The organism is Clostridium sp. (assembly GCF_036781005.1).
Lineage (GTDB): Bacteria > Bacillota > Clostridia > Clostridiales > Clostridiaceae > Clostridium_B.
In genome coordinates this window covers 13,306-39,637 of the sequence record NZ_DAIQBT010000030.1, presented here as the reverse complement: position 1 = coordinate 39,637, position 26,332 = coordinate 13,306, and the positions used below count along the sequence as shown (strand labels likewise).

At 32.1% G+C, this 26,332-nt stretch carries 25 protein-coding genes and 2 riboswitches; of the genes, 5 read left to right on the top strand and 20 right to left on the bottom strand.

The features are described from left to right. Nucleotides 1-12: 12 nt before the first annotated feature. Nucleotides 13-1,374, bottom strand: a complete 1,362-nt coding sequence (gene rlmD, locus V7Q02_RS12045) for a 23S rRNA (uracil(1939)-C(5))-methyltransferase RlmD (RefSeq protein WP_333861256.1) — start codon at nucleotides 1,372-1,374, stop codon at nucleotides 13-15. A 30-nt stretch (nucleotides 1,375-1,404) separates the two neighbouring features. After that, the gene (locus V7Q02_RS12040; protein ID WP_333861255.1) at nucleotides 1,405-2,073 is read right to left on the bottom strand and encodes a hypothetical protein; all 669 of its coding nucleotides are present in this window, start codon (nucleotides 2,071-2,073) and stop codon (nucleotides 1,405-1,407) included. 351 nt (nucleotides 2,074-2,424) lie between these two features. Between V7Q02_RS12040 and V7Q02_RS12035 the strand changes: the two genes are divergently transcribed. Beyond that, complete coding sequence (locus V7Q02_RS12035; protein ID WP_333861254.1) at nucleotides 2,425-3,162, top strand: TatD family hydrolase; 738 nt, start codon at nucleotides 2,425-2,427, stop codon at nucleotides 3,160-3,162. A 69-nt stretch (nucleotides 3,163-3,231) separates the two neighbouring features. Here V7Q02_RS12035 and V7Q02_RS12030 read toward each other — a convergent pair whose 3' ends face one another. Next, nucleotides 3,232-3,549 (bottom strand): hypothetical protein, encoded by a 318-nt coding sequence (locus V7Q02_RS12030; RefSeq protein WP_333861253.1) that lies wholly within the window; start codon nucleotides 3,547-3,549, stop codon nucleotides 3,232-3,234. Nucleotides 3,550-3,715: 166 nt separating this feature from the next. Here V7Q02_RS12030 and V7Q02_RS12025 point away from each other — a divergent pair, with 166 nt between their 5' ends. Continuing rightward, complete coding sequence (locus V7Q02_RS12025; protein WP_333861252.1) at nucleotides 3,716-4,612, top strand: MBL fold metallo-hydrolase; 897 nt, start codon at nucleotides 3,716-3,718, stop codon at nucleotides 4,610-4,612. Here the strand turns inward: V7Q02_RS12025 and V7Q02_RS12020 are convergent. The 9 genes from V7Q02_RS12020 to purE all read right to left on the bottom strand — a co-directional run bounded on the left by V7Q02_RS12020 (nucleotide 4,609) and on the right by purE (nucleotide 13,981). Beyond that, complete coding sequence (locus V7Q02_RS12020; RefSeq protein ID WP_333861251.1) at nucleotides 4,609-5,664, bottom strand: hypothetical protein; 1,056 nt, start codon at nucleotides 5,662-5,664, stop codon at nucleotides 4,609-4,611. The genes V7Q02_RS12025 and V7Q02_RS12020 overlap by 4 nt on opposite strands. A gap of 15 nt (nucleotides 5,665-5,679) precedes the next feature. Then, on the bottom strand, nucleotides 5,680-6,699 hold the full coding sequence (locus V7Q02_RS12015) for a phosphodiester glycosidase family protein (protein ID WP_333861250.1): 1,020 nt from the start codon (nucleotides 6,697-6,699) through the stop codon (nucleotides 5,680-5,682). 181 nt (nucleotides 6,700-6,880) lie between these two features. Continuing rightward, the gene (purD, locus tag V7Q02_RS12010; protein WP_333861249.1) at nucleotides 6,881-8,122 is read right to left on the bottom strand and encodes a phosphoribosylamine--glycine ligase; all 1,242 of its coding nucleotides are present in this window, start codon (nucleotides 8,120-8,122) and stop codon (nucleotides 6,881-6,883) included. A 48-nt stretch (nucleotides 8,123-8,170) separates the two neighbouring features. Further along, nucleotides 8,171-9,670 carry a bifunctional phosphoribosylaminoimidazolecarboxamide formyltransferase/IMP cyclohydrolase gene (gene purH / locus V7Q02_RS12005; protein ID WP_333861248.1) on the bottom strand — a complete coding sequence of 500 codons (1,500 nt, stop codon included), beginning with the start codon at nucleotides 9,668-9,670 and terminating at the stop codon, nucleotides 8,171-8,173. Nucleotides 9,671-9,691: 21 nt separating this feature from the next. Then, nucleotides 9,692-10,303, bottom strand: coding sequence for a phosphoribosylglycinamide formyltransferase (gene purN, locus V7Q02_RS12000; RefSeq protein ID WP_333861247.1), 612 nt, complete (start codon nucleotides 10,301-10,303; stop codon nucleotides 9,692-9,694). After that, a complete protein-coding gene (purM, locus tag V7Q02_RS11995) occupies nucleotides 10,291-11,286 on the bottom strand; it encodes a phosphoribosylformylglycinamidine cyclo-ligase (RefSeq protein WP_333861246.1) in 996 nt (331 codons plus the stop codon). The genes purN and purM overlap by 13 nt, the downstream gene beginning before the upstream one ends. Before the next feature lie 13 nt (nucleotides 11,287-11,299). After that, a complete protein-coding gene (purF, locus tag V7Q02_RS11990) occupies nucleotides 11,300-12,751 on the bottom strand; it encodes an amidophosphoribosyltransferase (protein WP_333861245.1) in 1,452 nt (483 codons plus the stop codon). Nucleotides 12,752-12,791: 40 nt separating this feature from the next. Further along, a complete protein-coding gene (gene purC / locus V7Q02_RS11985) occupies nucleotides 12,792-13,499 on the bottom strand; it encodes a phosphoribosylaminoimidazolesuccinocarboxamide synthase (protein ID WP_333861244.1) in 708 nt (235 codons plus the stop codon). A 2-nt stretch (nucleotides 13,500-13,501) separates the two neighbouring features. Then, nucleotides 13,502-13,981 carry a 5-(carboxyamino)imidazole ribonucleotide mutase gene (purE, locus tag V7Q02_RS11980; RefSeq protein ID WP_333861242.1) on the bottom strand — a complete coding sequence of 160 codons (480 nt, stop codon included), beginning with the start codon at nucleotides 13,979-13,981 and terminating at the stop codon, nucleotides 13,502-13,504. Nucleotides 13,982-14,179: 198 nt separating this feature from the next. Next, a riboswitch (purine riboswitch) is annotated at nucleotides 14,180-14,280 on the bottom strand. A gap of 173 nt (nucleotides 14,281-14,453) precedes the next feature. On the opposite strand from purE, the gene V7Q02_RS11975 reads away from it, so the two are divergent. Both V7Q02_RS11975 and V7Q02_RS11970 read left to right on the top strand, forming a co-directional pair. Further along, nucleotides 14,454-15,041 carry a GDSL-type esterase/lipase family protein gene (locus tag V7Q02_RS11975; RefSeq protein ID WP_333861240.1) on the top strand — a complete coding sequence of 196 codons (588 nt, stop codon included), beginning with the start codon at nucleotides 14,454-14,456 and terminating at the stop codon, nucleotides 15,039-15,041. Between the two features lie 139 nt (nucleotides 15,042-15,180). Next, nucleotides 15,181-15,372 (top strand): hydrolase, encoded by a 192-nt coding sequence (locus V7Q02_RS11970; protein WP_333861239.1) that lies wholly within the window; start codon nucleotides 15,181-15,183, stop codon nucleotides 15,370-15,372. A gap of 54 nt (nucleotides 15,373-15,426) precedes the next feature. Here the strand turns inward: V7Q02_RS11970 and V7Q02_RS11965 are convergent, their stop codons facing one another. The 5 genes from V7Q02_RS11965 to V7Q02_RS11945 form a co-directional block, all read right to left on the bottom strand. Then, on the bottom strand, nucleotides 15,427-16,017 hold the full coding sequence (locus V7Q02_RS11965; RefSeq protein ID WP_333861238.1) for a YdcF family protein: 591 nt from the start codon (nucleotides 16,015-16,017) through the stop codon (nucleotides 15,427-15,429). A gap of 200 nt (nucleotides 16,018-16,217) precedes the next feature. Beyond that, nucleotides 16,218-17,624 (bottom strand): NCS2 family permease, encoded by a 1,407-nt coding sequence (locus V7Q02_RS11960; protein WP_333861237.1) that lies wholly within the window; start codon nucleotides 17,622-17,624, stop codon nucleotides 16,218-16,220. Between the two features lie 74 nt (nucleotides 17,625-17,698). Beyond that, a riboswitch (purine riboswitch) is annotated at nucleotides 17,699-17,799 on the bottom strand. A gap of 90 nt (nucleotides 17,800-17,889) precedes the next feature. After that, nucleotides 17,890-18,099 carry a hypothetical protein gene (locus V7Q02_RS11955; RefSeq protein WP_333861236.1) on the bottom strand — a complete coding sequence of 70 codons (210 nt, stop codon included), beginning with the start codon at nucleotides 18,097-18,099 and terminating at the stop codon, nucleotides 17,890-17,892. Then, nucleotides 18,096-19,784 carry a TaqI-like C-terminal specificity domain-containing protein gene (locus tag V7Q02_RS11950; protein ID WP_333861235.1) on the bottom strand — a complete coding sequence of 563 codons (1,689 nt, stop codon included), beginning with the start codon at nucleotides 19,782-19,784 and terminating at the stop codon, nucleotides 18,096-18,098. Before V7Q02_RS11950 ends, V7Q02_RS11955 begins: the two co-directional genes overlap by 4 nt. 39 nt (nucleotides 19,785-19,823) lie before the next feature. Further along, nucleotides 19,824-21,209, bottom strand: coding sequence for an MATE family efflux transporter (locus tag V7Q02_RS11945; protein ID WP_333861234.1), 1,386 nt, complete (start codon nucleotides 21,207-21,209; stop codon nucleotides 19,824-19,826). 222 nt (nucleotides 21,210-21,431) lie between these two features. Between V7Q02_RS11945 and V7Q02_RS11940 the strand changes: the two genes are divergently transcribed. Continuing rightward, nucleotides 21,432-22,640, top strand: coding sequence for a S1C family serine protease (locus V7Q02_RS11940; protein WP_333861233.1), 1,209 nt, complete (start codon nucleotides 21,432-21,434; stop codon nucleotides 22,638-22,640). A gap of 26 nt (nucleotides 22,641-22,666) precedes the next feature. Here the strand turns inward: V7Q02_RS11940 and lgt are convergent, their stop codons facing one another. From lgt to pckA, 3 genes are all read right to left on the bottom strand, one after another. Then, the gene (gene lgt / locus V7Q02_RS11935) at nucleotides 22,667-23,434 is read right to left on the bottom strand and encodes a prolipoprotein diacylglyceryl transferase (RefSeq protein ID WP_333861232.1); all 768 of its coding nucleotides are present in this window, start codon (nucleotides 23,432-23,434) and stop codon (nucleotides 22,667-22,669) included. Nucleotides 23,435-23,525: 91 nt separating this feature from the next. After that, nucleotides 23,526-24,359, bottom strand: a complete 834-nt coding sequence (locus V7Q02_RS11930) for an undecaprenyl-diphosphate phosphatase (protein ID WP_333861231.1) — start codon at nucleotides 24,357-24,359, stop codon at nucleotides 23,526-23,528. 172 nt (nucleotides 24,360-24,531) lie between these two features. Continuing rightward, the gene (gene pckA / locus V7Q02_RS11925) at nucleotides 24,532-26,118 is read right to left on the bottom strand and encodes a phosphoenolpyruvate carboxykinase (ATP) (protein WP_333861230.1); all 1,587 of its coding nucleotides are present in this window, start codon (nucleotides 26,116-26,118) and stop codon (nucleotides 24,532-24,534) included. Nucleotides 26,119-26,332 lie beyond the last annotated feature (214 nt).

Here is a 26,332-nt window from a genome sequence, read left to right as displayed (position 1 = left end):
TTTTGAATACTCCTATTTCTCTATCCTTGACATCAATACGACACACTCAACATGGGCAGTATGCGGAAACATATCCATAAGTTTCACCTTATCTATTTTGTAACCCCCTTCTATTAAAATCTTTAAATCTTCAACTAAGGTTTTGGGGTTACAAGATACATACACTATCTCATTTACATTGAAATCAATGATTTGTTTCAGTGCTTTAGGGTGGATTCCGGGTCTTGGGGGGTCCAGTATTATTAAATCCGGTTTATCCTTTAGAGCTTTTACCACCTTTGCCACATCCCCTGCTATAAATTCACAGTTTTCTATTTTGTTTAAACAGGCATTTTCATTGGCTGACTCCACTGCCTCCTCTACAAGTTCTACCCCTATTACTTTTTTTGCATTTGATGCCACTATCTGTGCTATGGTTCCGGTACCACAGTATAAATCAAAAACAATCTTTGAGGACACATCTCCCAGAAATTCCTTAACTATGCCATATAGTTTTTCTGCTCCCTTGGAATTAGTTTGAAAGAAGGTTTTAGGAGATATTTTAAATTTCAATCCTAGAATTTCTTCCATAATATAATCCATGCCGTATAGAATTTCCAGTTTATCTATTTGAACTACATCTGATAGACTGTCATTTATGGTATGAACTATGCCTGACAGCTTACCTTTATATTCTAAATTCTTTAGGACTTCTGTGATTTCATCAAAATCAAATTCAATCTGAGATGTAGTTACAATATTTATTAGAAGTTCTCCTGTATTTTTACCCTTTCTAAGTACCAGATTTCTTAAATATCCATTATGACTTCTTACCCTGTAATAAGGTAATTTTATTTTTCTAAAATACTTTACTACTTTATCCAGCACCATTGTAAAATCCTCATCAACTATTTTACACTCATCCACATTTACAATACTAAATCCTTTATCTTTCATATGCATTCCAAGTGTAAGCTTGCCATCTCTTTCCTCGTCTCCAAAGGAAAATTCCATTTTATTTCTATATTGAAATTCCTCTGGACTTTTTTCTATGCCTAAGAATTTGAAATCTCTAATTCCTGCAGAGTGAAATAACTCCAGCACCTGCTGCTCTTTTAGCTCAATTTGTTTGTCATAGGGTATAAATTGAGAAATACAGCCACCACAAAGGGAGAAGTGCGGACACGCTACTTCCTTTGCATATTTTACATTTTCAATTATTTCTGTTACTTTAGCCTCTAAGTAATCTTTTTTTTTCCTGCTGATTCTAGCTTTTATTTTCTGGCCTGGAAGAGTATTTTTTATAAGCACAGTTTTCCCATCTTTCTCCGCTACTCCTATAGATGGAAATTTAAGCTTTTCTATATAAAATTCATATTCATTACCCTTTCTCAATTCACAATCTTCCCCTTCTTCTTTTAGTATTTAACTGAATTTTTGTCCTATAGTCTGTTTATATTTAAATTTGCTCATTATAAAAGGATATAAAATCAACACTATTATAAATATCAATATATACATACCTTTCATATCCACTACCTGATATCCTACAAGTCTTAAAATAACATCAAACAAATACAAAGCTGCCAGAGAAACCACTGATGTTACAACTGTATCTATTATAGAAACTTTTAAACTTTTAGGTAAAAGTGCCACGTTGAACTTGCTGTAAAAAGCCTTTTTATCCTCTTTTATTGCCTTGTCTCCACCTGCATTAACTTTATTTTCTATATTAGTTATTTGACTTTTATCTATTTTAGGCTGTAAAGTATCTTCTGCCTTATCTTTTTCCATATCCACTACATCATGTTCATCTGTGTCTTCTTTCTCTGGTTCTATATTTTCATTTAAAACTATATGTTCAGGTTCACTTGAGGATTCATAATCAACTTCTTTTGATTCCTTATCATTGAGTACGTTATTTTCATCTGTACTTTCCAGTTCATCTTCCCCTTGACTTTTTTCCTGTTGATTCTTGAATTCTTCCAGCTTTTTCTTTTCTTCCATATTTTTATTCTTAAGTTCTTCTAAAAACTGCTGTTTAGCTTGTTCATCTACTGAGAGCTGTTCTTGACTATCATTTTTTTCTGTCATCAAATATGCCCCTCCTTGTTCATTTAACTTTCCTATAACAAATATATTATGCTACACTACAACATTTATGTAAATAGTTATAAAAAATTCTTTCATTTTATTAACATATTATTTTATAATTATACTTGCAAAATTGCTAATAAATATTCTAATAATTAATGTAATATACCATCCTCTCTATTCTTCAGGCTTGTTATTTATTTATAAATACCTTATTATATTTATAAACAATATATGAATTTATCTAAAAACTGTCCCTAGATAGATTATTCTAACATCTGGCAGGAGGAAAACATTATTTTCAGATAAATTTCACCTGAAACTAAAAATCACGTGATATGGAGGTAAGATATGTTTGTTGATGCACATAATCACCTAGACTTTTATAAAGATAGTACAAACTTAAGCAAAGCATTAAATATAATAGAACATGATAACATAAAAACACTGGGTTGTTCTATGAATCTTGAAAGCTACCTTTTTACCAAAGATTTAAGTAAATCTCACCAAAACATAATTCCATGTTTTGGAATTCATCCCTGGGAAGCTCATAAAAACCACAATAATTTAGACATTTTTAATGAATATATTAAAGAATGTAGAGTTATCGGAGAAATAGGCCTTGATTATCATTGGGTTCTGGAGAGTGAGAAATTCCCCTACATGAATAAGGTTTTTGATTATTTTGCAAATAAAGCTGGTAAATACAATAAAATTACCAATATACATACCAAAGGAGCTGAAAATGAGGTATTACAAATTGTAAAAAAATATAATTTAAAAACACCCATCATTCATTGGTACAGCGGAAATTTAAATATATTAAAAAATTTTTTGGATTATGGATGTTATTTTACCATAAGTATAGACATAGGCCATTCTCATCTTACCAATGAAATAGTAAAATTACTTCCTCTGAATAAAATCCTCACAGAGACTGACGGGCCAACTGCCCTAAAAAACGATAAATATATATATCCAAATGAGGTAAAAAATATACTAAAATGGATTTCTTTTATAAAGGGTATCCCTTATGAAGAAGTTAAAATACAAGTTTGGGATAATTTTACTAAGCTGTTTCAAAACTGATTATTATATAGCTAAATGAGCAAACTCTATCATAATTTTGCTCATTTATAATATGTATTATATTTAAGCTTATTTTTTTCGATTTTTTTTAATTCTGGATTTCTTACACATAAAATCTACAGTAATGGCTAAAAGTAAAAATACAGATAATAATATGTCCATATTACCTTCAAGAGGTGCATAATAATATGAAACAGATTGAACCACTAATATGACAGCCCCCAGTATAATAAGAAAATTCACCTTGAAATTTACATATTTCTTATCTACACCTTCTGCATCCAGTCTGAACTTCTCCCTTACCGTTTTGCTGTATTTCATTCCTAATCCTTGAATAACTCCCATAAATCCCAGAAGAGTTAATAAATTTGTCATAGCTGACTCCATAGCAAATACCTCCACATAAATTTTCATTGTCAGTAAAAAACCTATCTAAAATTATATCATGGTATGACTAAAATTTCAAAATGAACCGCTCCTCACCTTGATTATATAATAAAATATGCTATTATTAGATATATAATATTCTAACAATACAAGGAAGTGTCATAAAATGAATTTAAACAAAATAAAGGGAAACACCTATTATATAGATGCCCCAACCAACTGCGGTATATTCACTTTTAAAAATAAAAATTGTCTTATTATAGATACCGGCATAAATAATGGAGATGCTAAAAAAATAGAAACTATACTAATTGAAAATAATCTTCACCCCAAATATATAATAAATACCCACAGTCATATGGATCACTGCGGCGGCAATTTATATTTCAAAAAAAATTATTCTGGCTGCCTAGTATACGCTTCAAAAGGTGAAAAAACATTTATGGAAAATCCAGATTTTTTTTCTTCCATATTATCATGCTGTTATCCTTCCAAGGCATTTAACAAAGTCAGTAAACCCATAAATGTAGATTTTATTTTAGATTATGGTGTTAATAAATTAAATGATGAAAAATTCAATATAATCTCACTGCCTGGTCATTCTAAAGATCACATAGCAATAGCTACCCCGGAAAAAGTTTGTTTTCTTGGAGATTCTGTATTCAGCAGTGAAATATTAAATAAATATTCTCTTCCTTATCTATACAATATAGAACAAGAATTATCCTCTTTAAATACTATAAAAGAACTGGATGCAGATTATTTTGTAATAAGCCATGCTGAAAAAATACTGACTAAAGAAGAAGTAGTCACTTTAACTCAGTGTAATATTACAAATATATATAAATACAGAGATGATATATTAGCTCTTCTAGAACAACCTCTAACAAGAGAGGATGTACTTGAAAATATAACCATACTAAATGAACTGTCTCTGGATTTTCATCAATACCACTTGAATTTTTCAGCTGTATGTGCTTTTATAAACTACTTATATGATAACAAACTTATAGACTATTCCATAGAAGATGGTAAACTGTACTATTTCAAGGTGTCTCACTAAAATAAACTGCTCTTTATCTTACTGCCACTTTCACTGATTACACCATAATCATATACAGCTATTAAATTTCCCGAGTATTTGGTAACCTTACCTGTGGTAATCTCTTTTACCTGACTGTTGACAGGATCATCTATATATATTTTACCAGCCCTTGTAATATGTATATTATTCTTATCCACATATTCTGACAATGCATGGGTCTTCCAGTTGGTACCAGTAGATTGGAGATCCGTTACAAATATTTTATTTACCTTATCATTATCTCCATTACCTATATAAACATTATTTCCTTTATCTGTGTTTAATAGATAGTGCATTGCATTTTCTCCTGTAGCTATTACTCTACCTTTCCCCGTTCTTATCCTGTTATAGGTTCTGTCCTCATAGATTAGCTCATCTCCATCTCCTGCTGTGTTTATGGCCTTTATATTTCCAAGTTCACAATTTACAAAATTAACCAGGTTCATTTGATTCATAACATTTACCCTGTATATTCTACTTTTTGCACCCTCTCTACCTGAAGTTATATAAGTTACATTACTTGCCCCTGAAAAAGCTATGTTTTTAACTTCATATTCCTCATCTGGAAGCAGTATAGATAATTCTTCACTGCTTTCATCTTTTTTAAAAGTATAAGTAGCATCTTTCTTAGGATTATAGGATTCAAATTTTAAATAACTGGATTCTCCCTCAACGGATTTTTCCGCTATAAGAATATTATTGGTATCCAAAAACCATGTATAATAGGATAATTCATTACCATCGGCTAAAACTACTTCTTTTTTATCATTATTTGACGTATCAATTATAACCAGCGATTCACCATTGTAGTAAGATATATAATCTCCTCCATGAGAAATCTTTATATCCTTTGCATCCTCTGGAACTTTCACATTAATTTTGTTGGGTTCTTTCTTTGAAGATATATCTACTTTTTTTATGTTGAAGTTTGACTCATCATTAAAATAGAATTTATCCATAAATAAAAAAGCTGCCATTTCTATAATTATTGGAATTAAAGTCCACATAATTATTCTCTTAAGTTTTTTCATCTATCACACTCTCCTCTAAGGCTTCACATATAATACCGTAGCCACGGTTCTCTCCCCATTCCAATCACAAGGATCGTTTATTACTTCCCCATTAAAATACATAGTAGTAGAGGAACCTCCATCTAAATTGCTGGCATTAACTACCCCTTGCTGTAAGAGTATGTTTTGTATTTCTTTCAAAGAAGCACCGGTTTTGAATCCTTTTCTCCCATCTACAACTAGCATTACTATAGTCCCATCTGCTTTCTGTCCTATAGCTGTTCTGGGATTTAAACCCTCATTTTCTACAGCTACAGTCTTTCCATTTATTATTAATGAATTTCTGAAAGAAATCGCCTCCTGTACATTTTTATCTAAAAGTTCCTGCAGGGTATGATCCCCAACTATAAGTCTGCCATCTGAAGTAAAAGCTGTAACATTTATTTTCTCTGAATAATCAACATCACTATATATAAGTTTTCCTCCAGATATTATAATTCCCTCGGGATAAGCTCCTGTTCCCACCCAGAGCTTGCCGCTGGTGGTTTTATCGGTAAATCCTCCTCCATTTATGGCAGCCACGGCTCCATTACGCTCTGCTATTTCACTGGTTCTCTCCCCTACTTCTTTTAATTTACTTGTATATCCCACTTTTATTCTCCTTGGATCATTTATTTCAAGAATGTAACCATCAAATTTTCTATTATTTGTTATATCATACCTTTTAATATCATTATCGCCTGCATGACTTATATTTACATTGTCAGGATTCTCCTTTTCTGCACTGGTAGTTTCTCCGCTTTTTCCCTGATTGAGTATTTTTGCTATTTTATCATCGGACAAAAAAATTGTAGCTATGTACTGATGGTTGAAAGTCGCCATAGCTGTACCTACTACCTGGCTTTTTACATTTTCAAAAGGTCCATAAAATACTAATATAGGACCTGCAATAATAAATACTATTAATTCATATATTAGAAATAAAATAAGCGATTTTAACACACTCTTTTTTTTCTTTTTTTTCTTTCTTCTACCTCTATTTTCCAAATTACTCATTAAAATTATACCTCCATATAATATAGGTACTATTTTACTATTATTTTAAGATTATTTCCACTGAAAAAGATATAGGTAATAAATTTGTAACATATTATTTATAAACTTTCCATTAATAATTTACAAATTAAAATAAAAAAACTGACTACCCTTACAAAAAAACAGGGTGGTCAGCTTTAAATTATCGCCCTATATCAGTTCTAAAATACATTCCTTGAAAACTTATTTCCTTCAAATTATTATATGCTGATTCAATTGCCGTATCTAAATTATCTCCAAGTCCGTATACAGATAACACTCTTCCTCCAGAGGTTACAAACTCTCCATTTTTAACTTCAACCCCTGCTGCAAAAACATTACTTGAATTTTCTATACCCTCTATGGTAAAACCAGTACTGTATTTTCCTGGATACCCTTTGGAAGCAGCCACTACTGAACAGCAGGCTCCTTTTTCCCACTCCAAATCAAATTTGTGTAGTTCTCCTTGGAGAGAAGCTTCTATGAGTTCTACCAGATCAGTTTTCATTAGTGGAAGTACCGCCTGGGTTTCAGGGTCACCCATTCTTACATTATATTCCAGAAGATAAATACCTTTTTTAGTTATCATGATTCCGAAAAAAATTATTCCTATATAATCCAATTTCTCCTGCTGTATTCCCTTTAGTGTAGGATTCATTATATTTTTCTCAAAATCCTTTAATACTTCCTGACTACAATAAGGGTTTGGAGATATAGCTCCCATGCCTCCTGTATTTGGCCCTTTACCACCATCATAGATTTGTTTATGATCTTTAGCAGACATAAATGGAAGGATACTTTTTCCATCTGTTATTGTGAGTATAGAAGCTTCCACTCCCTCTAAAAACTCTTCAATAACTACATTTTTCCCTGCTCCTTTAAATATGTCTTTAACCATAAAATCCTCTATTGTAAGCTGGGCTTCTTTATAATTTTTACATATGGACACGCCTTTTCCAGCTGCCAATCCATCTGCCTTTATAACCACAGGATATTCACATTCTTTAATGTATTTTAAAGCCTCATCCTTATCATTGAATACGCCGTATTTTGCAGTCTTAATCCCATATTTTTTCATAAAATCCTTGGAATAAATTTTACTTCCTTCAAGCATGGCAGCCTTTGATGTAGGTCCAAATATATTCAATCCTTTGCTTCTAAATTTGTCTACTATACCTTCTATAAGCGGATTTTCAGGCCCTACTACAGTTAAATCTATTTTTGACTCTACTGCAAAATTTACAAGTTCCTCTATATCTATTATATCTATGTTGGTACATTTATCTTCTGCGTAGGTTCCGCCATTTCCAGGAGCACAAAATATTTTATCTACTTTGGGACTTTGTGCTATCTTCCAGGAAATAGCATGTTCCCTTCCTCCTGAACCAATTACGAGTACTTTCACTATATACACCCCTTTTCAATTCACAATTCATAGTTCACGGTTTGTGATTTAGTGTTTAAAATGTCTTACTCCTGTGAATATCATTGATATTCCATTTTTATTGCATTCTTCTATGGAATCTTTATCTCTTACGGAACCCCCTGGCTGAATTATTGCCTTTATGCCGTATTTTGCAGCTTCACAAACTACATCATTAAATGGGAAGAATGCATCAGATGCAAGTACTACTCCGTCTCCTGCTCTGTCCAGTGCATGACAAGTAGGCCATATTCTGTTTACCTGGCCCCCACCAATACCCTTAGCCATAAAATCCTTAACTACCACAATGGCATTTGACTTCACATATTTGCATACTTTCATTCCAAATATTAAATTATCTATTTCCTCTTTGGAAGGTTCCTTATCAGTAACTACCTTCATATCTTCTACCAGTTTATCATCTGCAGACTGCACAAGTATTCCGCCGTCCACTTTAGCTATTTCCATACTATTAGTTGGTTTTACAATGCATTTAATTATTCTCAAGTTTTTCTTTTTCATCAATATCTTAAGAGCTTCCTCATCAAAATCCGGTGCAATAACTATTTCAACAAAAATTTTACATATTTCCTCTGCAGTTTTTACATCCAGCTTTCTATTTACTGCTATAATCCCTCCAAAAATCGAAGTAGAGTCACATTCATAGGTTTTGATATAAGCCTCATGGAGATCCTTTCCAAGGGCCACACCACAAGGAGTATTATGTTTAACCGCTACGCAGCATATTTCTTCAAATTCATTTACTACCTTCCAGGCTATATCCATGTCTTTTATATTGTTATAGGAAAGCTGTTTTCCATTTAACTGGGTAAAATCCTTCATAGGGGCAGTTCCTGCTGTAGCAGTATAGTAAGCTGCACTCTGGTGTGGATTTTCTCCATATCTTAAGTTATCCATCTTTTTATAAGAAATACTTAAATATTCAGGATAATCTTCTTCCAATAGAAAATTGCTTATAGCTCCATCATAAGCAGACATCAAATTAAATACCTTACCTGCCAGTTTTTTTCTAAAGTCGTAAGGTACATCTCCCTTTGAGTCTATTTGTTCAATTAGCTTTGAATAGTCATTTACATCTGTAACCACTATTACGTCTTTAAAATTCTTGGCTGCAGCCCTTATCATAGTGGGACCGCCTATATCTATAAATTCTACCTTGTCTTCAAAAGTAATATCCTCATCTACCTTTTCAAAGAAGGGATACAAGTTTACTACTACCATATCTATAGGAAGAATATTCTTTTTAGCTATGGTATCCATGTGTTCTTTATTATCCCTTTTAGCCAGTATACCTGAATGTATAATCGGGTGGAGAGTTTTTACCCTTCCATCTAATATTTCATCAAAACCTGTAATTTTTGATACTTCTGTAACCTCTATATTATTTTGTTCCAGATACCTATAAGTACCTCCAGTGGATATTAATTCCACTCCTTTACTTCTTAAAAATTGTGCCAACTCCAATAAGCCATCTTTATTATAAACACTTATCAATGCACGATTTATCATATCCAAGCCTCCAATTATTCTCTATAAAATTTTTACTCTTTTTCCTTCCACCAAAACCCTGTTTTCAGAAATCATCTTAATTACTTCCGGGAGAGCTTTATGCTCTTCCTTTAATACCCTCTGTTGAAGTTCCTCTGGAGTATCTTCAAAATATACAGGTACTGCCCTTTGAAATATTATAGGTCCGCTGTCTGTATCTTCATCCACAAAATGCACAGTACACCCTGATATTTTAACTCCATGTTCCAATACTCTTTCATGAACTTTTATACCATACATACCCTCTCCACAAAAGGAAGGTATGAGAGATGGGTGTATATTAATGATTTTATTTTCAAATTGTGAAATTAAATCTCCTTTTAATATAGAGAGCCATCCTGCACATACTATTAATTGAACCCTGTTATGTAAAAGTTTTAATATTTCATCGGAAATATTGGACTTGTAAATTTTCCTATCCAGTACTTTATATTCAATGTTATTTTTTTTAGCCCTTTCTATGGCATATACTCCCGGCCTGTCACTTATTAAAATATCTACAATACAATTTTTTAAATATCCACTATGGACAGCATCTATTATGGATTGAAAATCAGTGCCTCCCCCGGAAGCTAAAACTGCTATTTTAAACATACCCTTTTTTCCCTTCTTTTCACCTGTCCAATGATATAAGCCTTTTCTCCCATATTATTTAATTCTTTTACTATATTTTCTCCATCTTTACTATCTACACAAAGTACAAAACCTATACCCATATTATAAGTATTATACATATGTTCTTCATCTACCCCTAAATCCATTATATATTTAAATATTTCAGGTACTTCAAAACTTTTTTTATCTATAACCGCTGTAAAATCATCTTTAAACATTCTAGGTATATTTTCATAAAAACCGCCCCCTGTTATGTGAGCCATAGCTTTTATATTAAATTTCTCCAAAAGTTTCAAAACCGGTTTTACATATATTTTTGTAGGAGTTAAAAGTACTTCACCCACAGCCTTTCCAAAGAAGTCAGTCTGAAAATTATCTACAAGTTTTCTAACTAAAGAATATCCATTGCTATGTACTCCACTTGAGCCTATTCCAACAAGTACATCTCCTTCTTTCACAGTACTGCCATTTATTATATTTTCTTTTTCCACCACTCCCACAGCAAATCCTGCCATGTCATATTCTCCTTTGGAATAAAATCCAGGCATCTCAGCAGTTTCTCCTCCAATTAATGCACAACCTGCATCCATACATCCTTTTGATATTCCCTTAACCAGCTCCGCCGCAACTTCCGCTTCTAAATTGGAGCAAGCTAAATAGTCAAGAAAAAACAGAGGCTTTGCACCATGACATAAAATATCATTTACACACATGGCAACGCAATCTATTCCTACAGTATCATATATTTTCATTTCAAAAGCTATTTTAAGCTTTGTTCCAACTCCATCTGTACCAGATACAAGTACCGGATTTTTATACTTTCCCATTTCAAACATACCTGCAAAACTTCCAAGTCCATTTAAAACTCCCGGAATAAAAGTCTGTGCAGAATATTCCTTCATAAGTTTTACAGACTTATATCCCTCTTCAATATTTACACCAGAATCCTTATATGTTACCATAGTATACCTTCCTTTACTCTAAATAATTTTTATCTTTTTCCATCGGAGCAGATATAGGGTATCTTCCACTAAAGCATCCCATACAATATCCCTTTTCTTCATCATCACCATACTCAAGAGACTCTAATATTCCATCCATGCTTATATATCCCAAACTATCTGCTCCTATTGCTTCTCTTATTTCTTCCAGCTCTGCATTAGACCCTATAAGTTCTTTTCTGTAGGGAGTGTCAATACCAAAATAACATGGATATTTAACCACAGGAGAGGAAACTCTAAAATGCACCTCCGTGGCTCCAGCTCTTCTTAATATCTCTACAAGTTTTCTGCTTGTAGTCCCCCTGACTATTGAGTCATCTACAATTACCACTCTTTTGCCTTCCACATTTACTTTAAGGGGATTCAGTTTTACAGCTACTGCTTTGGCTCTCAATTCCTTGGAAGGGGAAATAAAAGTTCTGCCTACATATTTATTTTTTATAAAGCCTATGCTGTAGGGTATTCCTGATTCTTCTGAATATCCTATAGCAGCTGGTATACCAGAGTCAGGAACTCCGATTACCACATCTGCTTCTACTGGATTTTCCCTGTAAAGTATTCTTCCAGCTTTCAATCTTGAAGTATATACATTTATTCCATCTATAGTACTATCCGGTCTTGCAAAATATATATATTCAAAAGAACAGGTTTCACATTTTGTCTTCTCTGCAAAATTTATAGATTTAATTCCTTCTTTATTTATTACCACAATTTCTCCCGGCTCTACATCTCTTATAAGATTAGCACCTATGGAATCCAGGGCACAGCTTTCAGAACAAAGTATATAGTCTCCATTCAATTCTCCCATACAAAGAGGTCTTATTCCATTTGGATCTCTTACCCCTATAAGCTCATTTTCTGTTAAAATTACAATGGCATAGGAACCTTTAACCGCCTGTACTGCATCTACTACAGCTTTTCCTATATCTTTTTTTGATCCCCTTGCAATAAGGCTTAAAATAATTTCTGTGTCTATAGATGTTTGAAAGATATATCCTGCTTCTTCTAAAAGATCCCTTATGATATCCGCATTTACTAAATTTCCATTGTGGGCTATAGCAATAGAACCCAATTTATACTGTGCTATAAGAGGTTGTGCATTATTCAAACTACTAGCTCCTGCAGTAGAATATCTAACGTGTCCTATTGCACTACTACCCTTTAGTCCATTTAACAATTCCCTGTGAAATACATCTGAAACCAATCCCATTTCCTTATGATACTTTAATTCCTTGCCATCTGAAACTACAATTCCCGCACTTTCCTGTCCTCTATGTTGAAGGGCATAAAGACCATAATAAGTCAAAGATGCTACGTCTATATTGCTTTTAGAAAACACTCCAAATACTCCACATTCATCTTTAAATTTATCTTCTTCCAAGTCAATGCAGGAACATTCATTAAATTGCTCATTTAAACCACTCATTAAAGTTTCTCTCCTTTTTACCATAAATAGTAGAATGAAATTAGTTGTCACTTATCCTTCTTAGTATTTCCTCATAGGCTTCCTTTACATTTCCCATATCACGTCTGAATCTATCCTTATCTAATTTCTCATTAGTTGCTGCATCCCATAATCTGCAGGTATCTGGAGATATCTCATCTGCAAGTACTATTTTGTCTTTAAATTTTCCAAACTCCAGTTTAAAATCTATAAGTTTTATACCTAGTTTTTTGAAAAACAACTCAAGTATGTCATTTATAGAAGCCGTCATGTCATATATGATTTTAAGTTCATCCCAAGTGGCAATTCCCATTGCAACTGCATGATAATCATTTATAATAGGATCTCCCAGACTGTCATCTTTATAGCATAATTCAAATACAGTAGTTTTTAGAGACTTTCCCTCTTCTATGCCCAATCTTTTCGCCATACTTCCTGCTGCCACATTTCTAACTATCACCTCCAAAGGTATTATATCTACTTTTTTGCAAAGTTGCTCCCTATCATTTAATTTTTTCTCAAAATGAGTTGGTATATTATTATTTTCCAGAAGCTCAAATAAACTAGAAGTAATATTATTGTTAAGTATTCCTTTATCAGAAATCTGTCCCTTTTTTTCACCATTGAAAGCTGTAGCATCATCTTTATAATAGATTATAACCTTATCCTTATCATCTGTTTCATATACTTTTTTTGCCTTTCCCTGATAAATCATTTCTCCTTTTTTCATCTTTATAATTCAACCCCTTCTCCATTTTCAATTATAAATTTCTCTTTCATATTTTTTCTATACTGAACTAATTTTTCCCTAATCTCAGGATATTTAAGCGCTAAAATTTGTACCGCCAGCATGCCTCCATTATAACTGTTGTTTATTCCAACAGTGGCTACAGGTATGGATTTTGGCATCTGAACTATAGAAAAAAGAGAATCAAGTCCAGAAAGTGCAGCATTTAGCGGAACTCCTATAACAGGAATAATAGTTTTAGATGCTATAACTCCCGGAAGGTGAGCTGCAAGTCCAGCACCTGCAATAATACACTCACAGTTTTCCTTTTCCAATTTTTCTATAGTATGTAAAAGTTCTTCAGGTACCCTGTGTGCTGATAAAATAAAAGCCTCATACTCAATGTCAAATTCTTTTAAAGCTTTAGCGGCACCTTTCATTTTTTCTATATCAGATTTACTGCCAAATATAATTGCAACCTTCATCTGAACCTCCTTGAAATTTTATAGGTCTAAAAATATATCAAATAAAAACAAATGTATGCTTCATTTGATATTTATTTTTCCATATATAAACCTAAAATATTTTATAAATATAAAAAAGATTTCATAAAATCAAATCTTTGAATCTATATGAAACCTTAAAATCGACAAACTAATTTAAAACCTAATAAAAAACATCAAGCTTTAAAGGAATTCATCCATAGACGGGAAATTTAAGGCTTCCTGTAGAAACTCCCAAACCAGATTATTAGGATTATATGGATACTTTATTTGTTTATGATATAATTATATTAACATATGAAATTATATAGTTCAATATATTAGACTCAATTTTCAATTCAATATTCGTGTATTTTGAATTTACAATACATTTCATAACAGTAATGTTCATACCATTCCGAACGTTATTGCAATAATATTAAAATTTTTATTACAAGGAGGAAGATTATTTTAAATGAAATTAGTATGTTTAGGAGATAGTTTAACTTCTGGATACGGTGTTTTTAAAGAAGATTGTTGGGTGTCTCTTGTAAGAGATTCATTAAAAATTGAAGTTTTGAACAAAGGAATAAATGGAGATACTATGCCCGGAATGTTATCCCGTTCCTATAGAGATGTAGTTAAAAATCATCCAACCCACGTAATCATACTGGGAGGTTCTAATGATCTTATGACTGGCAGAAGTATAAAGCTTGTAACAGATAACTTAACTGAAATAATAAAGGAATCTCTAAATGAAAATATACTCCCGATTATAGTCACAGAACCTATTATAGACAAAACACTGGCTGAAAGAAAATGGGATGGTTCTGTAGATTATGATAGAGTAAATGGCTCACTGGAGCATTATAGAAATTGGATATTGGATTTTTGCACCAAAAATAATATTCCCTACATAGATCTTCATAATTGCTTTCTGGAAAAATTGAAAACAGCAGATAATACTTCTCTATTTATAGATGGTATACACCCTACAAAAACAGGCCATAAATTAATAGCAGAGTGTATACTGAATTTTTTCAAAACTTTGCAAAATCTATGAACATTTTGGTATTAGCCTACCTTTATTGAATTATAAACAGCAAAGTGATATACTTAAGTTGAAATATAAGTTATATAATATCAAAAATCATAATATGTGTTTTACTAAATACTTATATTATAGAGGAGGATTTATCAAAATGAACACCACTTACTGTGTTCCCATCATACCTGAAGAGATAAAAAAACAGGTAACAGATTTAATATCCAAATCTGGAATACCAGCAGAAGATTTTATAAAAGGACTAGCTGATTACTATAATGTAAAAAATTCAAAGGCAGATTCAATAGTTCTGGATTATTCAAATTACTGGAATAGCTTTGTAGATTAATACAAATTAAAATTCATACCTTATAGCCAAGCTATAAGGTATATTTTTATTATATCAATATATCCCAGAAAGTTTATAAAAATAATATTTCCAAAGAGCAGGTATTTCCCTGATATACCCTGTAATCTCCCTACTCTTGTATAAGTAAACAAATACCCCGGAATAGCTTCCATCTATTCCTTGACTTTCAGCCATTAAGGATGCTCTTCTTAAATGATATTCATTGGAAACTATTACTGCACTTTTAAAAGCTTTTTCCTCCATTACTTTCTTGGAGTTTGACAAATTTTCCATAGTAGACATAGATTTATCTTCCATTATTATCTTTGATGAATCCACTCCCTTATACACCAGATAATTCTTCATGGCCTTCGCCTCTGATATATTTTCTCCAGGGCCTTTTCCACCAGAAACAATAATATATTTTCCATAACCTTTTCTGTAGAGTTCAAGACCTTCATTTAATCTCCATAAAAGAAAAGGGCTTGGAGTACTCCCATAAACCTTACAGCCTAAAACAATTATGCAATCCGACTTTTCAGGTTTTGCATTTTTCCCAAAATAAATTATATTAACTTCTGTTATTAAAGCGCCTAAAAATACAATGATTATAAAATACAACATAAACCTAATACCTTTTCTCATAGAAAAACACCTAAAATTATCCTTTCTAAAATATCATAAATTATTAAGGCTATAATTTCAATCCACTATAAGTTGGCATTTATTAATAAATAGTAAAAACAGCCTGTTGAAAACTGGTAAATTTTCAACAGGCTGTGTAGTCATCTAGAATTTAAAAATTTAAATATATATAATAAGTTCAAATAAATTTAATATAAATTTTATGCCAGCATTGCAAATCTGAATATAAACAATACTGCAAGTATATATATTATAGGATGGACTTCCTTGTATTTTCCTGTAGCAATCTTAACTATTGGATAAAATATTACTGCAGCAGCTATACCATTTGCTATGCTATAACTAAACGGCATGAATGCTATAGCAAAGAAAGCTGGAAGTGCTTCTGAAAAATCATTAAAATCTATTTTAGTAACCGCTCCCATCATAAGTACCCCTACAATTATAAGTGCTGGAGCTGTGGCTTGTGTTGGAACTATTCCAACCACTCCAGAGAAAAACAATGCAAGTATAAATAGTATTCCTACTGTAGCAGATGTAAGTCCAGTTCTTCCCCCTGTGGACACCCCTGATGTAGATTCCACATATGTAACAACAGTGCTAGTTCCAAGTACTGAGCCTACAGTAGTTGCTACAGAGTCTGAAAGAAGAGCTTTATTCATATTCTTAAATTTTCCTGACTCATCAACCATACCTGCCTTTTCCGCTGTTCCCACCAAAGTTCCTATAGTGTCAAATAAATCAACTAAAGTAAAGGTAATAATTACTGTAAGCACACTGGTAATTGCTCCTATTACTCCCGCTTCCATACTAAAAAGGCCTTTAAAATCAAAAGCCAAAAATGTAGGTGCCAGAGAAGGTGGTGCACTTATTAACTTTATTCCTGCAAGTTTTGTTACTCCAAAAGGTATTCCAATTATTGTAGTTAAAATTATTCCAATTAATATGGATCCTTTGATATTTCTCGCCATAAGCACAGCTGTAATTAAAACTCCTATAATAGCCAACAGTACTCCCGGGCTGGTTAATTTTCCAAAAGCTACTAGTGTAGAAGGATCTGATATTATAATACCTGAATTCTTAAGCCCTATTAATGCTATAAAAAGTCCTATACCACCTGATATGGCAAATTTTAGATTTTTAGGAATTGCATCAATAATTTTTTCCCTTATAGAAGTTACTGTAATTATTATAAAAATTACTCCAGAAATAAACACTGCTGCCAATGCTTGCTGCCATGTGTATCCCATACCTAAACAAACACTATAGGTAAAAAATGCATTTAACCCCATCCCTGGAGCCTGTGCAAAAGGAAGATTTGCATAGAGAGCCATAATAAGGGTTCCAACAGCTGCGGCTATACAAGTAGCTGCAAATATAGATGCCACTAGAGGATCATTTCCTACAGATAATCCAGCTTTTACAGCTGCATCTCCCATAAGCCCTTGAGAATTCATCCCCGATTGCATAAGTATGTTAGGATTCACAAAAATTATGTAGGCCATAGTTATAAATGTGGTAATTCCTGCTATAATTTCTGTCTTTACACTGGTGTTATTTTCCGTTAATTTAAAAAATGAGTCCAGCTTGTTTTTTTCAACATTCATATTAATACCTCCAAAAATAAAAAAATTTCTAACATGAATTACGGGCAATCCAAATTAGAAAATAATAAAATATTACTTTCCCGTGATTCACTCATAGTCAAGGATTTTTGGTGCCTTGGTAGATACTCTTGAACCATATTATCAAGATTATACGAATGATTTATCGAAAAATTTAGTAAATTTACGTAATTATCTTATCATTATATATATGATAAGTCAATATTTATGTTTAAAAAAAGTTAACATTATATTCTGATCAGCTTGTCTATCTTCTGGCAATGTATATAATATAAAGTATTACAATTACTATTAAAAAAGGAAGAGAAAATACTATTTTAAAAGCTATACCAATTAAGGCTACAAATAAAGCTATAGCAACTACTACTCCCACAACTGGAAGCATTATAACTCCTATTATCGATAACAAAAGACATAAAGTTAATATTATCATTACAATACCAATTAAAGTAATCATTTATTATTCCCTCCTTTCTTTAATCCTATCATATTTTCTATATCTTTCAATATTATACTTCTATAATTATAATCAATATTATATAATGAAAATATTGCTTTATCCAATTCTCTTTCAACCATGATGTTTTCCCCTTTTTGTTTCACCAATTTATTTGCCAAAGTTTCTATATTTTTTATATATGTCATGTTAGAATTATTTACAGGTATTCTATCCAAGCTAAATTTTTTAATCTGTGGAGTAGAATTAGCATTGGTTATTAGAAAATTCAAATAATACCATTGGATTAATTTTGAGTTCAATAGCCCTAATACATAATAATGAGAAAACTTTTTATCAGTGCATATTATGCCATACAGTGACTGTTCTATTATTCTGCCTTCTGTATCTAATGCAGCTATTAAACGTTTTCCAGTTTTCCTTATAACTATCTTATTTTTACTTGTAAGTTTTTTTATGTCATTGGTTCCGCCCTTTACATTACAGGGGTTGAAATCATAATAATAATTATTCAGTACTTGAAATCTCTTTATATTCTCCCCTTTCAATATCTCAGCTTGTTTTATATCCGTTCTAACAGAAGCAATTTTTTCTTTATATCCTATAAAACCTGTAAAAGTCTTACATACCTTCCCCAGCATCACACTATCTTTGTCAATGAGTTTTTTTATATCCAGTCCCTTAATGTTGTGACAATAAGAAAGTTCATAATTTAAATTTTTTATATACTCATTTTGTTCTATAACATATGCAAATTTTTTATACACATCTACCCTTATCTTATTATATCTGTCATACTTATTTTCAGCTATTATAATCATAGTATCTGTATTTATCTCTGGAAATTTTATTTCAAATACAATATTTATTATATTACATTTTTCAAGAAGTTTCTTTCTAAAATCTTTATATTGAAGATTACTTGCTAATCTATCTGGAATTATGAGTCCAAATCTTCCCCCCGCTTTTAGAATTTCCATAGATCTTTTTATAAAATATTCATACAAATTGGGCAAATATGTATTACCTTTGTAATTTCTACTATAATATTCCTTTAAGTTTTCCCCTATATCCTTCTTATGCTTTCTACTTAAAGAAACCCAGGGAGGATTCCCAATTACATAGTCGTATCTTTGTTTCCAAAAGTTAGATATATATAAAATTCCATCCTTATCCTGCTCCTTCTCCCATCTTATAAGACTGTTACAGCATATAATATTATTTTTAAAATTAAAATTAACTCCACTTTTTTTACGCAAGTTTATTTTTGCAAATTCTAAAGCTTTATGGTCTATGTCTGCTCCATATATACATTCTTTAAGTATATGATAACTCAAGTTAGAATATTGCCAGTATTCTAACCCACATATATTTTTAAATCCATTTTCAGTTTCAATAATATACCTTTCATCTTTATAATCCATACGTATACTTTCTAAATTTTCACTGAATTTTTTCATCAGAATATGATATGCCTCCAACAAAAAGTAACCACTTCCACAGGAAGGATCCAGTATTTTAACAAAAGGATTTAATCTTACATTCAGATTTGACAGAGTATTTTCTACTATATATTCTACTATAAAATAAGGGGTATAAAAACTTCCCCTTTCTTTCCTTTCAGATCTGTTCATTGACTTTTCATAATCCTTGCCAAGTATAGTGGAGTCATAACACTTCTCCATAAAATCCTACTTCTCCTCTTCTTAAAAATTTAAAAACACTTATACCTCTCCCAAGGATATATTATTACCAGATGAATCCATTTTATCCCCAGAATTCAATTTTTTAATTTGAGTCATTAAAAATGCTGCCGTTAATATGGATGCCACTCCATCAGATACTGGTGCCGCCATCCATACTCCGGTGAGTCCAAAAAACCGGGGTAATAAAAAAAGCATCGGAATAAGTACTATTACCTGCCTTGAAAGTGCCAAAAACATAGAAATCTTTGCTTTTGCTATGGCTTGAAAAAAATTAGAACTTACAACTTGAAACCCCACTATAGGAAACAATAACATATATATCTTCATCCCATTTACTGTTATAGCCATCAAATTGGCATCTGACTTATTAAAAAATCCTACCAAAACATTTGGGAAAATATGAGCACACAGTGCTCCCATAGTGGATATTACAGTGGCCGCTATAATTGCCAGTTTCAATGCCTTTTTTACACGGATGTATAATTCAGCTCCATAATTAAAGCCAATTACTGGTTGAGCCCCCTGATTAATTCCAAATATAGGCATAAGGGTTACCGTAACTATTCCATTTATTATTCCCATAGCTCCTATAGCCAAATCTCCTCCGTATATTCCAAGACTTCTGTTTAATACTATATTTACAACACTGGCTGCAAGCTGCATGGCAAAAGGAGACATACCTATGGAAAATATACTTGTAACTGTTTCTAATTTCAGTATCAAATTTTCTTTTCTTATCTTGAGCAAACTATTTCCTCTTAAAAAATAATACAGAACCCATATCATATTTATACATTGGGCGGTAACGGTAGCAAAAGCGGCTCCCTTTATGCCAAAATGAAATATATATATAAATAAAAAGTCCAGTATTATATTTGTTATTCCCCCTATAAGCATTGTGGTCATAGCTTTTTTAGGATTACCTTCTGATCTTATTACATTATTAAGTCCAAATCCTATTATTTGAAATATAGAACCCCAAAGTATTATAGTAATAAATTCTCTGGCATAACCTATGGTATTATTACTTCCACCAAAGGCTCTAAGCATAGGATTTACCAATATAACACCTGCTATAGTCACCATAATAGACACTATAATAAGAAGCACTAACGCATTGCCTAATATGTGTTCTGCTCCCTGCTTATCATTTTGGCCAAGTTTTATGGATATTCTGGCAGCAGCTCCTATACCTACCAACATTCCAAAAGCCATTACTATAATTGCTATAGGAAATGTAAGACTCACTCCAGATATGGCCATAGCTCCTACAACTCTTCCTATAAACATTCTATCTACTACAATATATAATGAGTTCACTAACATGCCAACTATAGCTGGTATAGAAAATTCAAGCAGCAATTTGCTTATTTTTTCACTTCCTAATTTAATAGAACGTTCCAAAATAAAAAGCACCTCCTTCATACATTTAAGTGTAATACCTTTCTGTTTTATTGTAAAACAAATTCTATATATTAAACTCATAATTATCATTTTCAAATAATTGTAACACATATTCAATAAAATTGTCATAACTCTTTAACAGTTCTGCCATACAACTGTAACAAACTGCATTTATTATATAATAATAAAATGGTTATATTAATTTAAGGGAGGGATCCTTGTATGGATAACTTTAATAAAGATGAAAATACTTCAAAGGCACTAGTAAAGTATGATTTTACAGATAAATCCAAAAAAACTTCCAGATTCAAAAAACTTTTGTCCTATATAGCAGTGGGACTGATTTCCAGCCTTATAGGAGGAAGTGTGTCAGTAGCAGCATTTTTATATTTAATACCCTCTGCAACTTTTTTTAAAAATACTCCCCTTTATGAGAGCATTAATTCAAATACCAATACATCTACCACCTCACAGACCAAGGCATCTACCATATCCACTACCAGCACAGGTAGCCTTACAGTGGCTGAAATAGCCAAAAAGGTAAGCCCTGCAGTAGTTGGGGTATCCATTAAAACTGTCTCTCAAAACAACACATTTGGATTTTCAAATGGAAACACCCAAGAAGATGACGGCATGGGATCTGGAATAATAATAAGTTCTGATGGATATATACTTACAAATTACCATGTAGTGCAAAGTGCCCAAAGCATAACAGTAATATTAAGTACAAATAAAGAAGTTCCTGCTAAAGTTATAAATTATGATGCAGATCAGGACTTAGCTGTAATAAAGGTAACTCAATCTGCCACCATGCCTGCTGTAGCAGAACTTGGGGATTCAGATAAAATTCAAGTAGGCGATTCCGTAGTGGCCATTGGAAATCCTCTAGGTAAAGAACTTATGGGTTCTGTAACAAGTGGTATCATAAGTGCTACAAAACGGGAAATAAACACTGGAAATACTACTCAGACATTTTTGCAGACAGATGCAGCTATAAATGCCGGAAATAGTGGAGGAGCTCTTGTGAATTCACTTGGACAGGTAATAGGTATAAATTCCGCTAAAATAGGCGGAAACGGTGTAGAAGGCATAGGTTTTGCCATTCCTATAAATACGGTAAAATCCAAGTTAACTGGACTTTTGAAACCTGCGCTAAAAATTGGAATTGCAGGAAGGGATATAGACTCAACTTTGTCTCAGCAATACAATCTTCCAGAAGGAGTATATGTAGCTGAGGTAGAAGAATTCAGTGCCGCTGAAAAAGCAGGGCTAAAAGCAGGAGATATAATACAAAAATTTGATGGTAAATCTGTTAAATCCATAAGCGAAATAAATACCATAAAAGCTACTCATGAATCTGGAGACACTATTTCTGTAGTAGTTTATAGAAATGGCTCTACTAAAAAGCTGGATTTAAAATTATCAGAATAGGAAAGGGCTGCCAGGCAGCCCTTAATTTAATCAACTTTATTTCCTCTGCTTCTAAAGTATATAAAAAAACTTATACTCAATAAAATTCCTATTAAACTAACCATCTGTGCTATTCTAATATGCCCAAGCATTAAACTGTCCGTTCTCAGTCCCTCTATAAAAAATCTTCCCAGTGAATACAATCCAATATAAGTACATATTACAGCTCCTTTTTTATGCTTTTTCCTAAAAATATAAACTAAAATAATACATACTATTAAATCCCAAAGGGATTCATATAAAAATGTAGGATTATAATAATCACCATTTATGTACATTCCCTTTTGTATAAACAGAGGAAAATTACTAATAAATTCATAACTTACCACTCCTCCATGAGCTTCCCCGTTAAAAAAATTCCCCCATCTTCCTATGGCCTGACCAATAATTATGGAAGGTGCAGCAAAATCCCACAATTTTATAAAATCCATCTTTTTATATCTAGAAACTATATAAGCCGCCGCCAGTCCAAATATAACTCCTCCATGAATAGCAAGTCCTCCCTGCCTTATATTGAATATATCCAGAGGGGTGTCCCTATAATCTTGAAACTGAAAGATGACATAATAAATTCTAGCTCCTATAATAGCTATAGGGAAAGATATCAAGAACACATCTATTATACTGTCAAAATTATATCCTTTATACCTGCAATTTAAATTAGCTAAAATGAGAGCCACTAAGACCCCCAAGGCTATCATTATCCCATACCATCTTATTTGAAAACCACCAACAGAAAAAGCTATTGGATTCATAAGTATTACAACCTTTCTTTATCAACTAAAGTCATTTCAATTAACTGGCACTTCCATTACACTAGTATATACATTTTAAATAATATTATTTTTAAACACTTATAATTTTCCCTGCAGCTAGTAAAAGCACTATGACGCCTATAAATATTCTATATATAGCAAAAACCCTCATAGGTTTTCTTTTTAAAAAACTCATAAATTTTTCCACTACTACCAAGGCTACTAAAAATGAAACTATAAACCCCACAGACAGACCTATAACCTGCATTATACTCATATCTATTTTTACTTTCAAAAGGGACCATCCAGATGCGGCTACCATGGTTGGTATGGCTAGGAAAAAAGAAAACTCTGCTGCAGCCACATTGGTAAGCCCGCTTATCCATCCTCCCATTATTGTAGAAGCACTTCTTGACATTCCAGGCCATAGGGCAAGACATTGAAAACATCCTATTTTAAAAGCCTGTACTATATTTACGTCTTCAATACTCCTGGTACTGTTTCCTCTTCTGTATTTATTTTCCATATATATCATAAGTATTCCTCCAACTACCAGTGCAGAGGCTACTGTAATTGGATTAAATAGTTTTGCTTCAATAAAATCATTAAGTTTGAACCCCACAATAGCAGAAGGTAAAAATGCAACCAAAATAGTTACCCAAAGTTTAAACCCCCATTTACCCGGCTTGATATTTTTAAGAGAATTGAATATTTTATCCCAGTAAAGAACCACTATAGCAAGTATAGCTCCCAGCTGAATTACAATTTCAAACATGTTTATATAAACTTTATCATAAGTTGGTGCTTTAAAGTTTATCAAATTCCCCACTATTATCATGTGCCCTGTAGAAGATACTGGCAAAAACTCCGTTATTCCCTCTACCACCCCAATAATAGCAGCTTTAATAATAAAGATTAATTCCATTATTTCCACTCACTCTCTATGTTTTTAATTTTTACAACAACTACTATTATACTATCATTATAAGCCTGCCCACAACCACTATATTATTAATAAATTGTTACACAAAAAAACTGTTTTCTATAATAATAAAGAAAACAGTTTTTTAAGACTATCTATAAACTTCTCAATCACTTTATATGCAAGTAAACCGTCTAACTTCAGGTCCTGCTTTAACTATATCCTCTGAAACACTTCCAAACTTTTTAAAATTCTCATTGAATTTTAAAGCTAGTTCTTTTGCCGCTGCATCATAAGCCTCTTTATCTGTCCAAGTGTTTTTAGGATCCAGCATTTCCTTTGGAACTCCAGGGCACTCCTTAGGCATCATTATTTTAAATACAGGATGTTCTACAAATTCTATATTTTTAAACTTGCCATTTAAAGCTTCCCTAATCATAGCTCTTGTATAAGGAAGGTTTATCCTATCCCCTTTTCCATATCCTCCACTTAGCCATCCTGTGTTTACCAGATATACTTCTGTATTATGTTTGTCTATTTTTTCTCCTAATAATTTAGCATATACTGCAGGATTCATAAGCATAAATGGTTCTCCAAAACAAGATGAAAAGGTTGCTTCTGGATCAACTATACCTCTCTCTGTACCAGATACTTTACTTGTATATCCCGACATGAAATGATACATGGCAGCTTCCTTTGAAAGCTTTGATATAGGAGGCATTACACCAAAAGCATCCGCAGTTAAAAATATAATGGTTTCAGGATTTCCTCCAACTCCGCTTTTTTCTATATTATCTATATAATCAATAGGATACGCTCCTCTTGTATTTTCTGTATATCTTGCATCATTATAATCAGGTACTCCATATTCATCTGTAACTACATTTTCAAGTACAGTACCAAATCTTATGGCATTATATATTTCATGCTCCTTTTCTTTATCCAACCTTATGGTTTTTGCATAGCAACCCCCTTCAAAATTGAATACACCTTTGTCGCACCATCCATGTTCATCATCTCCAATTAACTTTCTCTCCGCATCCGCTGACAAAGTAGTCTTTCCCGTTCCTGAAAGTCCAAAGAAGAGAGATGTCTTGCCGTCTTTTCCTATATTTGCAGAACAATGCATTGGAAGAACTCCTTTTTCAGGCAGTAAAAAATTCATTACAGAAAATAAGGATTTTTTTATCTCTCCAAGATACTGGGTTCCTCCTATCAGTATAATTTTCTTGTCAAAATTTATTAATACGAAAGCTTCTGAATTTAAGCCATCTGCTTTTCCCTGGGACTTAAGACCTGGTACTGCTATCAGATTAAATCCAGGTACAAAAGATTGTAAATCTTCCTTTTCCGGTCTTCTAAATAACTGATTGGCAAATAAAGCTTCATAGGCTTTTTCACATATGACCCTTATAGGAAGAGTATATTCTTTTAAGGCTCCTACAAATCCATCAAATACAAATATATCTTTATTTTTTAAATAGTTTAAAGCTTTATCATACATTCTATCAAAAATTTCTTCCTCTATAGATAAATTTACACTTCCCCAGTTTATTTTATCCTTTATACTGTCCTGATTAACTATAAACCTATCCTTAGGGGATCTGCCTGTATACTTTCCTGTATTAATTATTAAAGCCCCCTTATTAGATAGGCATCCTTCTTCTCTTTCAATAGCTAGCTGTACTAATTTAGCAGGTGATAAATTTTTATACACATTTTTATATCCTTTAATATTTAAATACGATAAGTCCATACTCATACTACTTCCCCCTAATATTTTATATTATATATATTACACCATTTATAGAAAAATGCAACACAAAAGATTATTTTATTTTCATTATGCATCATTTTTATCACTATCCTTGCATTAATATAATATATATTTAAAAAAGCTCCTTATATAAGCTATACTTTTTATCTATGTGCTATATTATTTATGCAACTTCAATTTTAAAATCCTTCACTGTTAT

Bases quoted from the DNA above. Each gene is read 5' to 3' on its own strand.
- lgt (WP_333861232.1), bottom strand. From the start codon at position 23,434: ATGAATCCAATAGCTTTTTCTGTTGGTGGTTTTCAAATAAGATGGTAT.
- V7Q02_RS11955 (WP_333861236.1), bottom strand. From the start codon at position 18,099: ATGATTACTTTAATTGGTATTGTAATGATAATATTAACTTTATGTCTT.
- V7Q02_RS12020 (WP_333861251.1), bottom strand. From the start codon at position 5,664: ATGAAAAAACTTAAGAGAATAATTATGTGGACTTTAATTCCAATAATT.
- V7Q02_RS11930 (WP_333861231.1), bottom strand. From the start codon at position 24,359: ATGGAATTAATCTTTATTATTAAAGCTGCTATTATTGGGGTGGTAGAG.
- V7Q02_RS11975 (WP_333861240.1), top strand. From the start codon at position 14,454: ATGAAATTAGTATGTTTAGGAGATAGTTTAACTTCTGGATACGGTGTT.
- purC (WP_333861244.1), bottom strand. From the start codon at position 13,499: ATGAAAAAAGGAGAAATGATTTATCAGGGAAAGGCAAAAAAAGTATAT.
- V7Q02_RS12030 (WP_333861253.1), bottom strand. From the start codon at position 3,549: ATGGAGTCAGCTATGACAAATTTATTAACTCTTCTGGGATTTATGGGA.
- purN (WP_333861247.1), bottom strand. From the start codon at position 10,303: ATGTTTAAAATAGCAGTTTTAGCTTCCGGGGGAGGCACTGATTTTCAA.
- V7Q02_RS11960 (WP_333861237.1), bottom strand. From the start codon at position 17,624: ATGAATGTTGAAAAAAACAAGCTGGACTCATTTTTTAAATTAACGGAA.
- purF (WP_333861245.1), bottom strand. From the start codon at position 12,751: ATGAGTGGTTTAAATGAGCAATTTAATGAATGTTCCTGCATTGACTTG.
- pckA (WP_333861230.1), bottom strand. From the start codon at position 26,118: ATGAGTATGGACTTATCGTATTTAAATATTAAAGGATATAAAAATGTG.
- purM (WP_333861246.1), bottom strand. From the start codon at position 11,286: ATGGTAACATATAAGGATTCTGGTGTAAATATTGAAGAGGGATATAAG.
- V7Q02_RS12040 (WP_333861255.1), bottom strand. From the start codon at position 2,073: ATGACAGAAAAAAATGATAGTCAAGAACAGCTCTCAGTAGATGAACAA.
- purH (WP_333861248.1), bottom strand. From the start codon at position 9,670: ATGATAAATCGTGCATTGATAAGTGTTTATAATAAAGATGGCTTATTG.
- V7Q02_RS12035 (WP_333861254.1), top strand. From the start codon at position 2,425: ATGTTTGTTGATGCACATAATCACCTAGACTTTTATAAAGATAGTACA.
- V7Q02_RS11970 (WP_333861239.1), top strand. From the start codon at position 15,181: ATGAACACCACTTACTGTGTTCCCATCATACCTGAAGAGATAAAAAAA.
- purE (WP_333861242.1), bottom strand. From the start codon at position 13,981: ATGAAGGTTGCAATTATATTTGGCAGTAAATCTGATATAGAAAAAATG.
- V7Q02_RS11940 (WP_333861233.1), top strand. From the start codon at position 21,432: ATGGATAACTTTAATAAAGATGAAAATACTTCAAAGGCACTAGTAAAG.
- V7Q02_RS12015 (WP_333861250.1), bottom strand. From the start codon at position 6,699: ATGAGTAATTTGGAAAATAGAGGTAGAAGAAAGAAAAAAAAGAAAAAA.
- V7Q02_RS11950 (WP_333861235.1), bottom strand. From the start codon at position 19,784: ATGGAGAAGTGTTATGACTCCACTATACTTGGCAAGGATTATGAAAAG.
- V7Q02_RS12025 (WP_333861252.1), top strand. From the start codon at position 3,716: ATGAATTTAAACAAAATAAAGGGAAACACCTATTATATAGATGCCCCA.
- V7Q02_RS11965 (WP_333861238.1), bottom strand. From the start codon at position 16,017: ATGAGAAAAGGTATTAGGTTTATGTTGTATTTTATAATCATTGTATTT.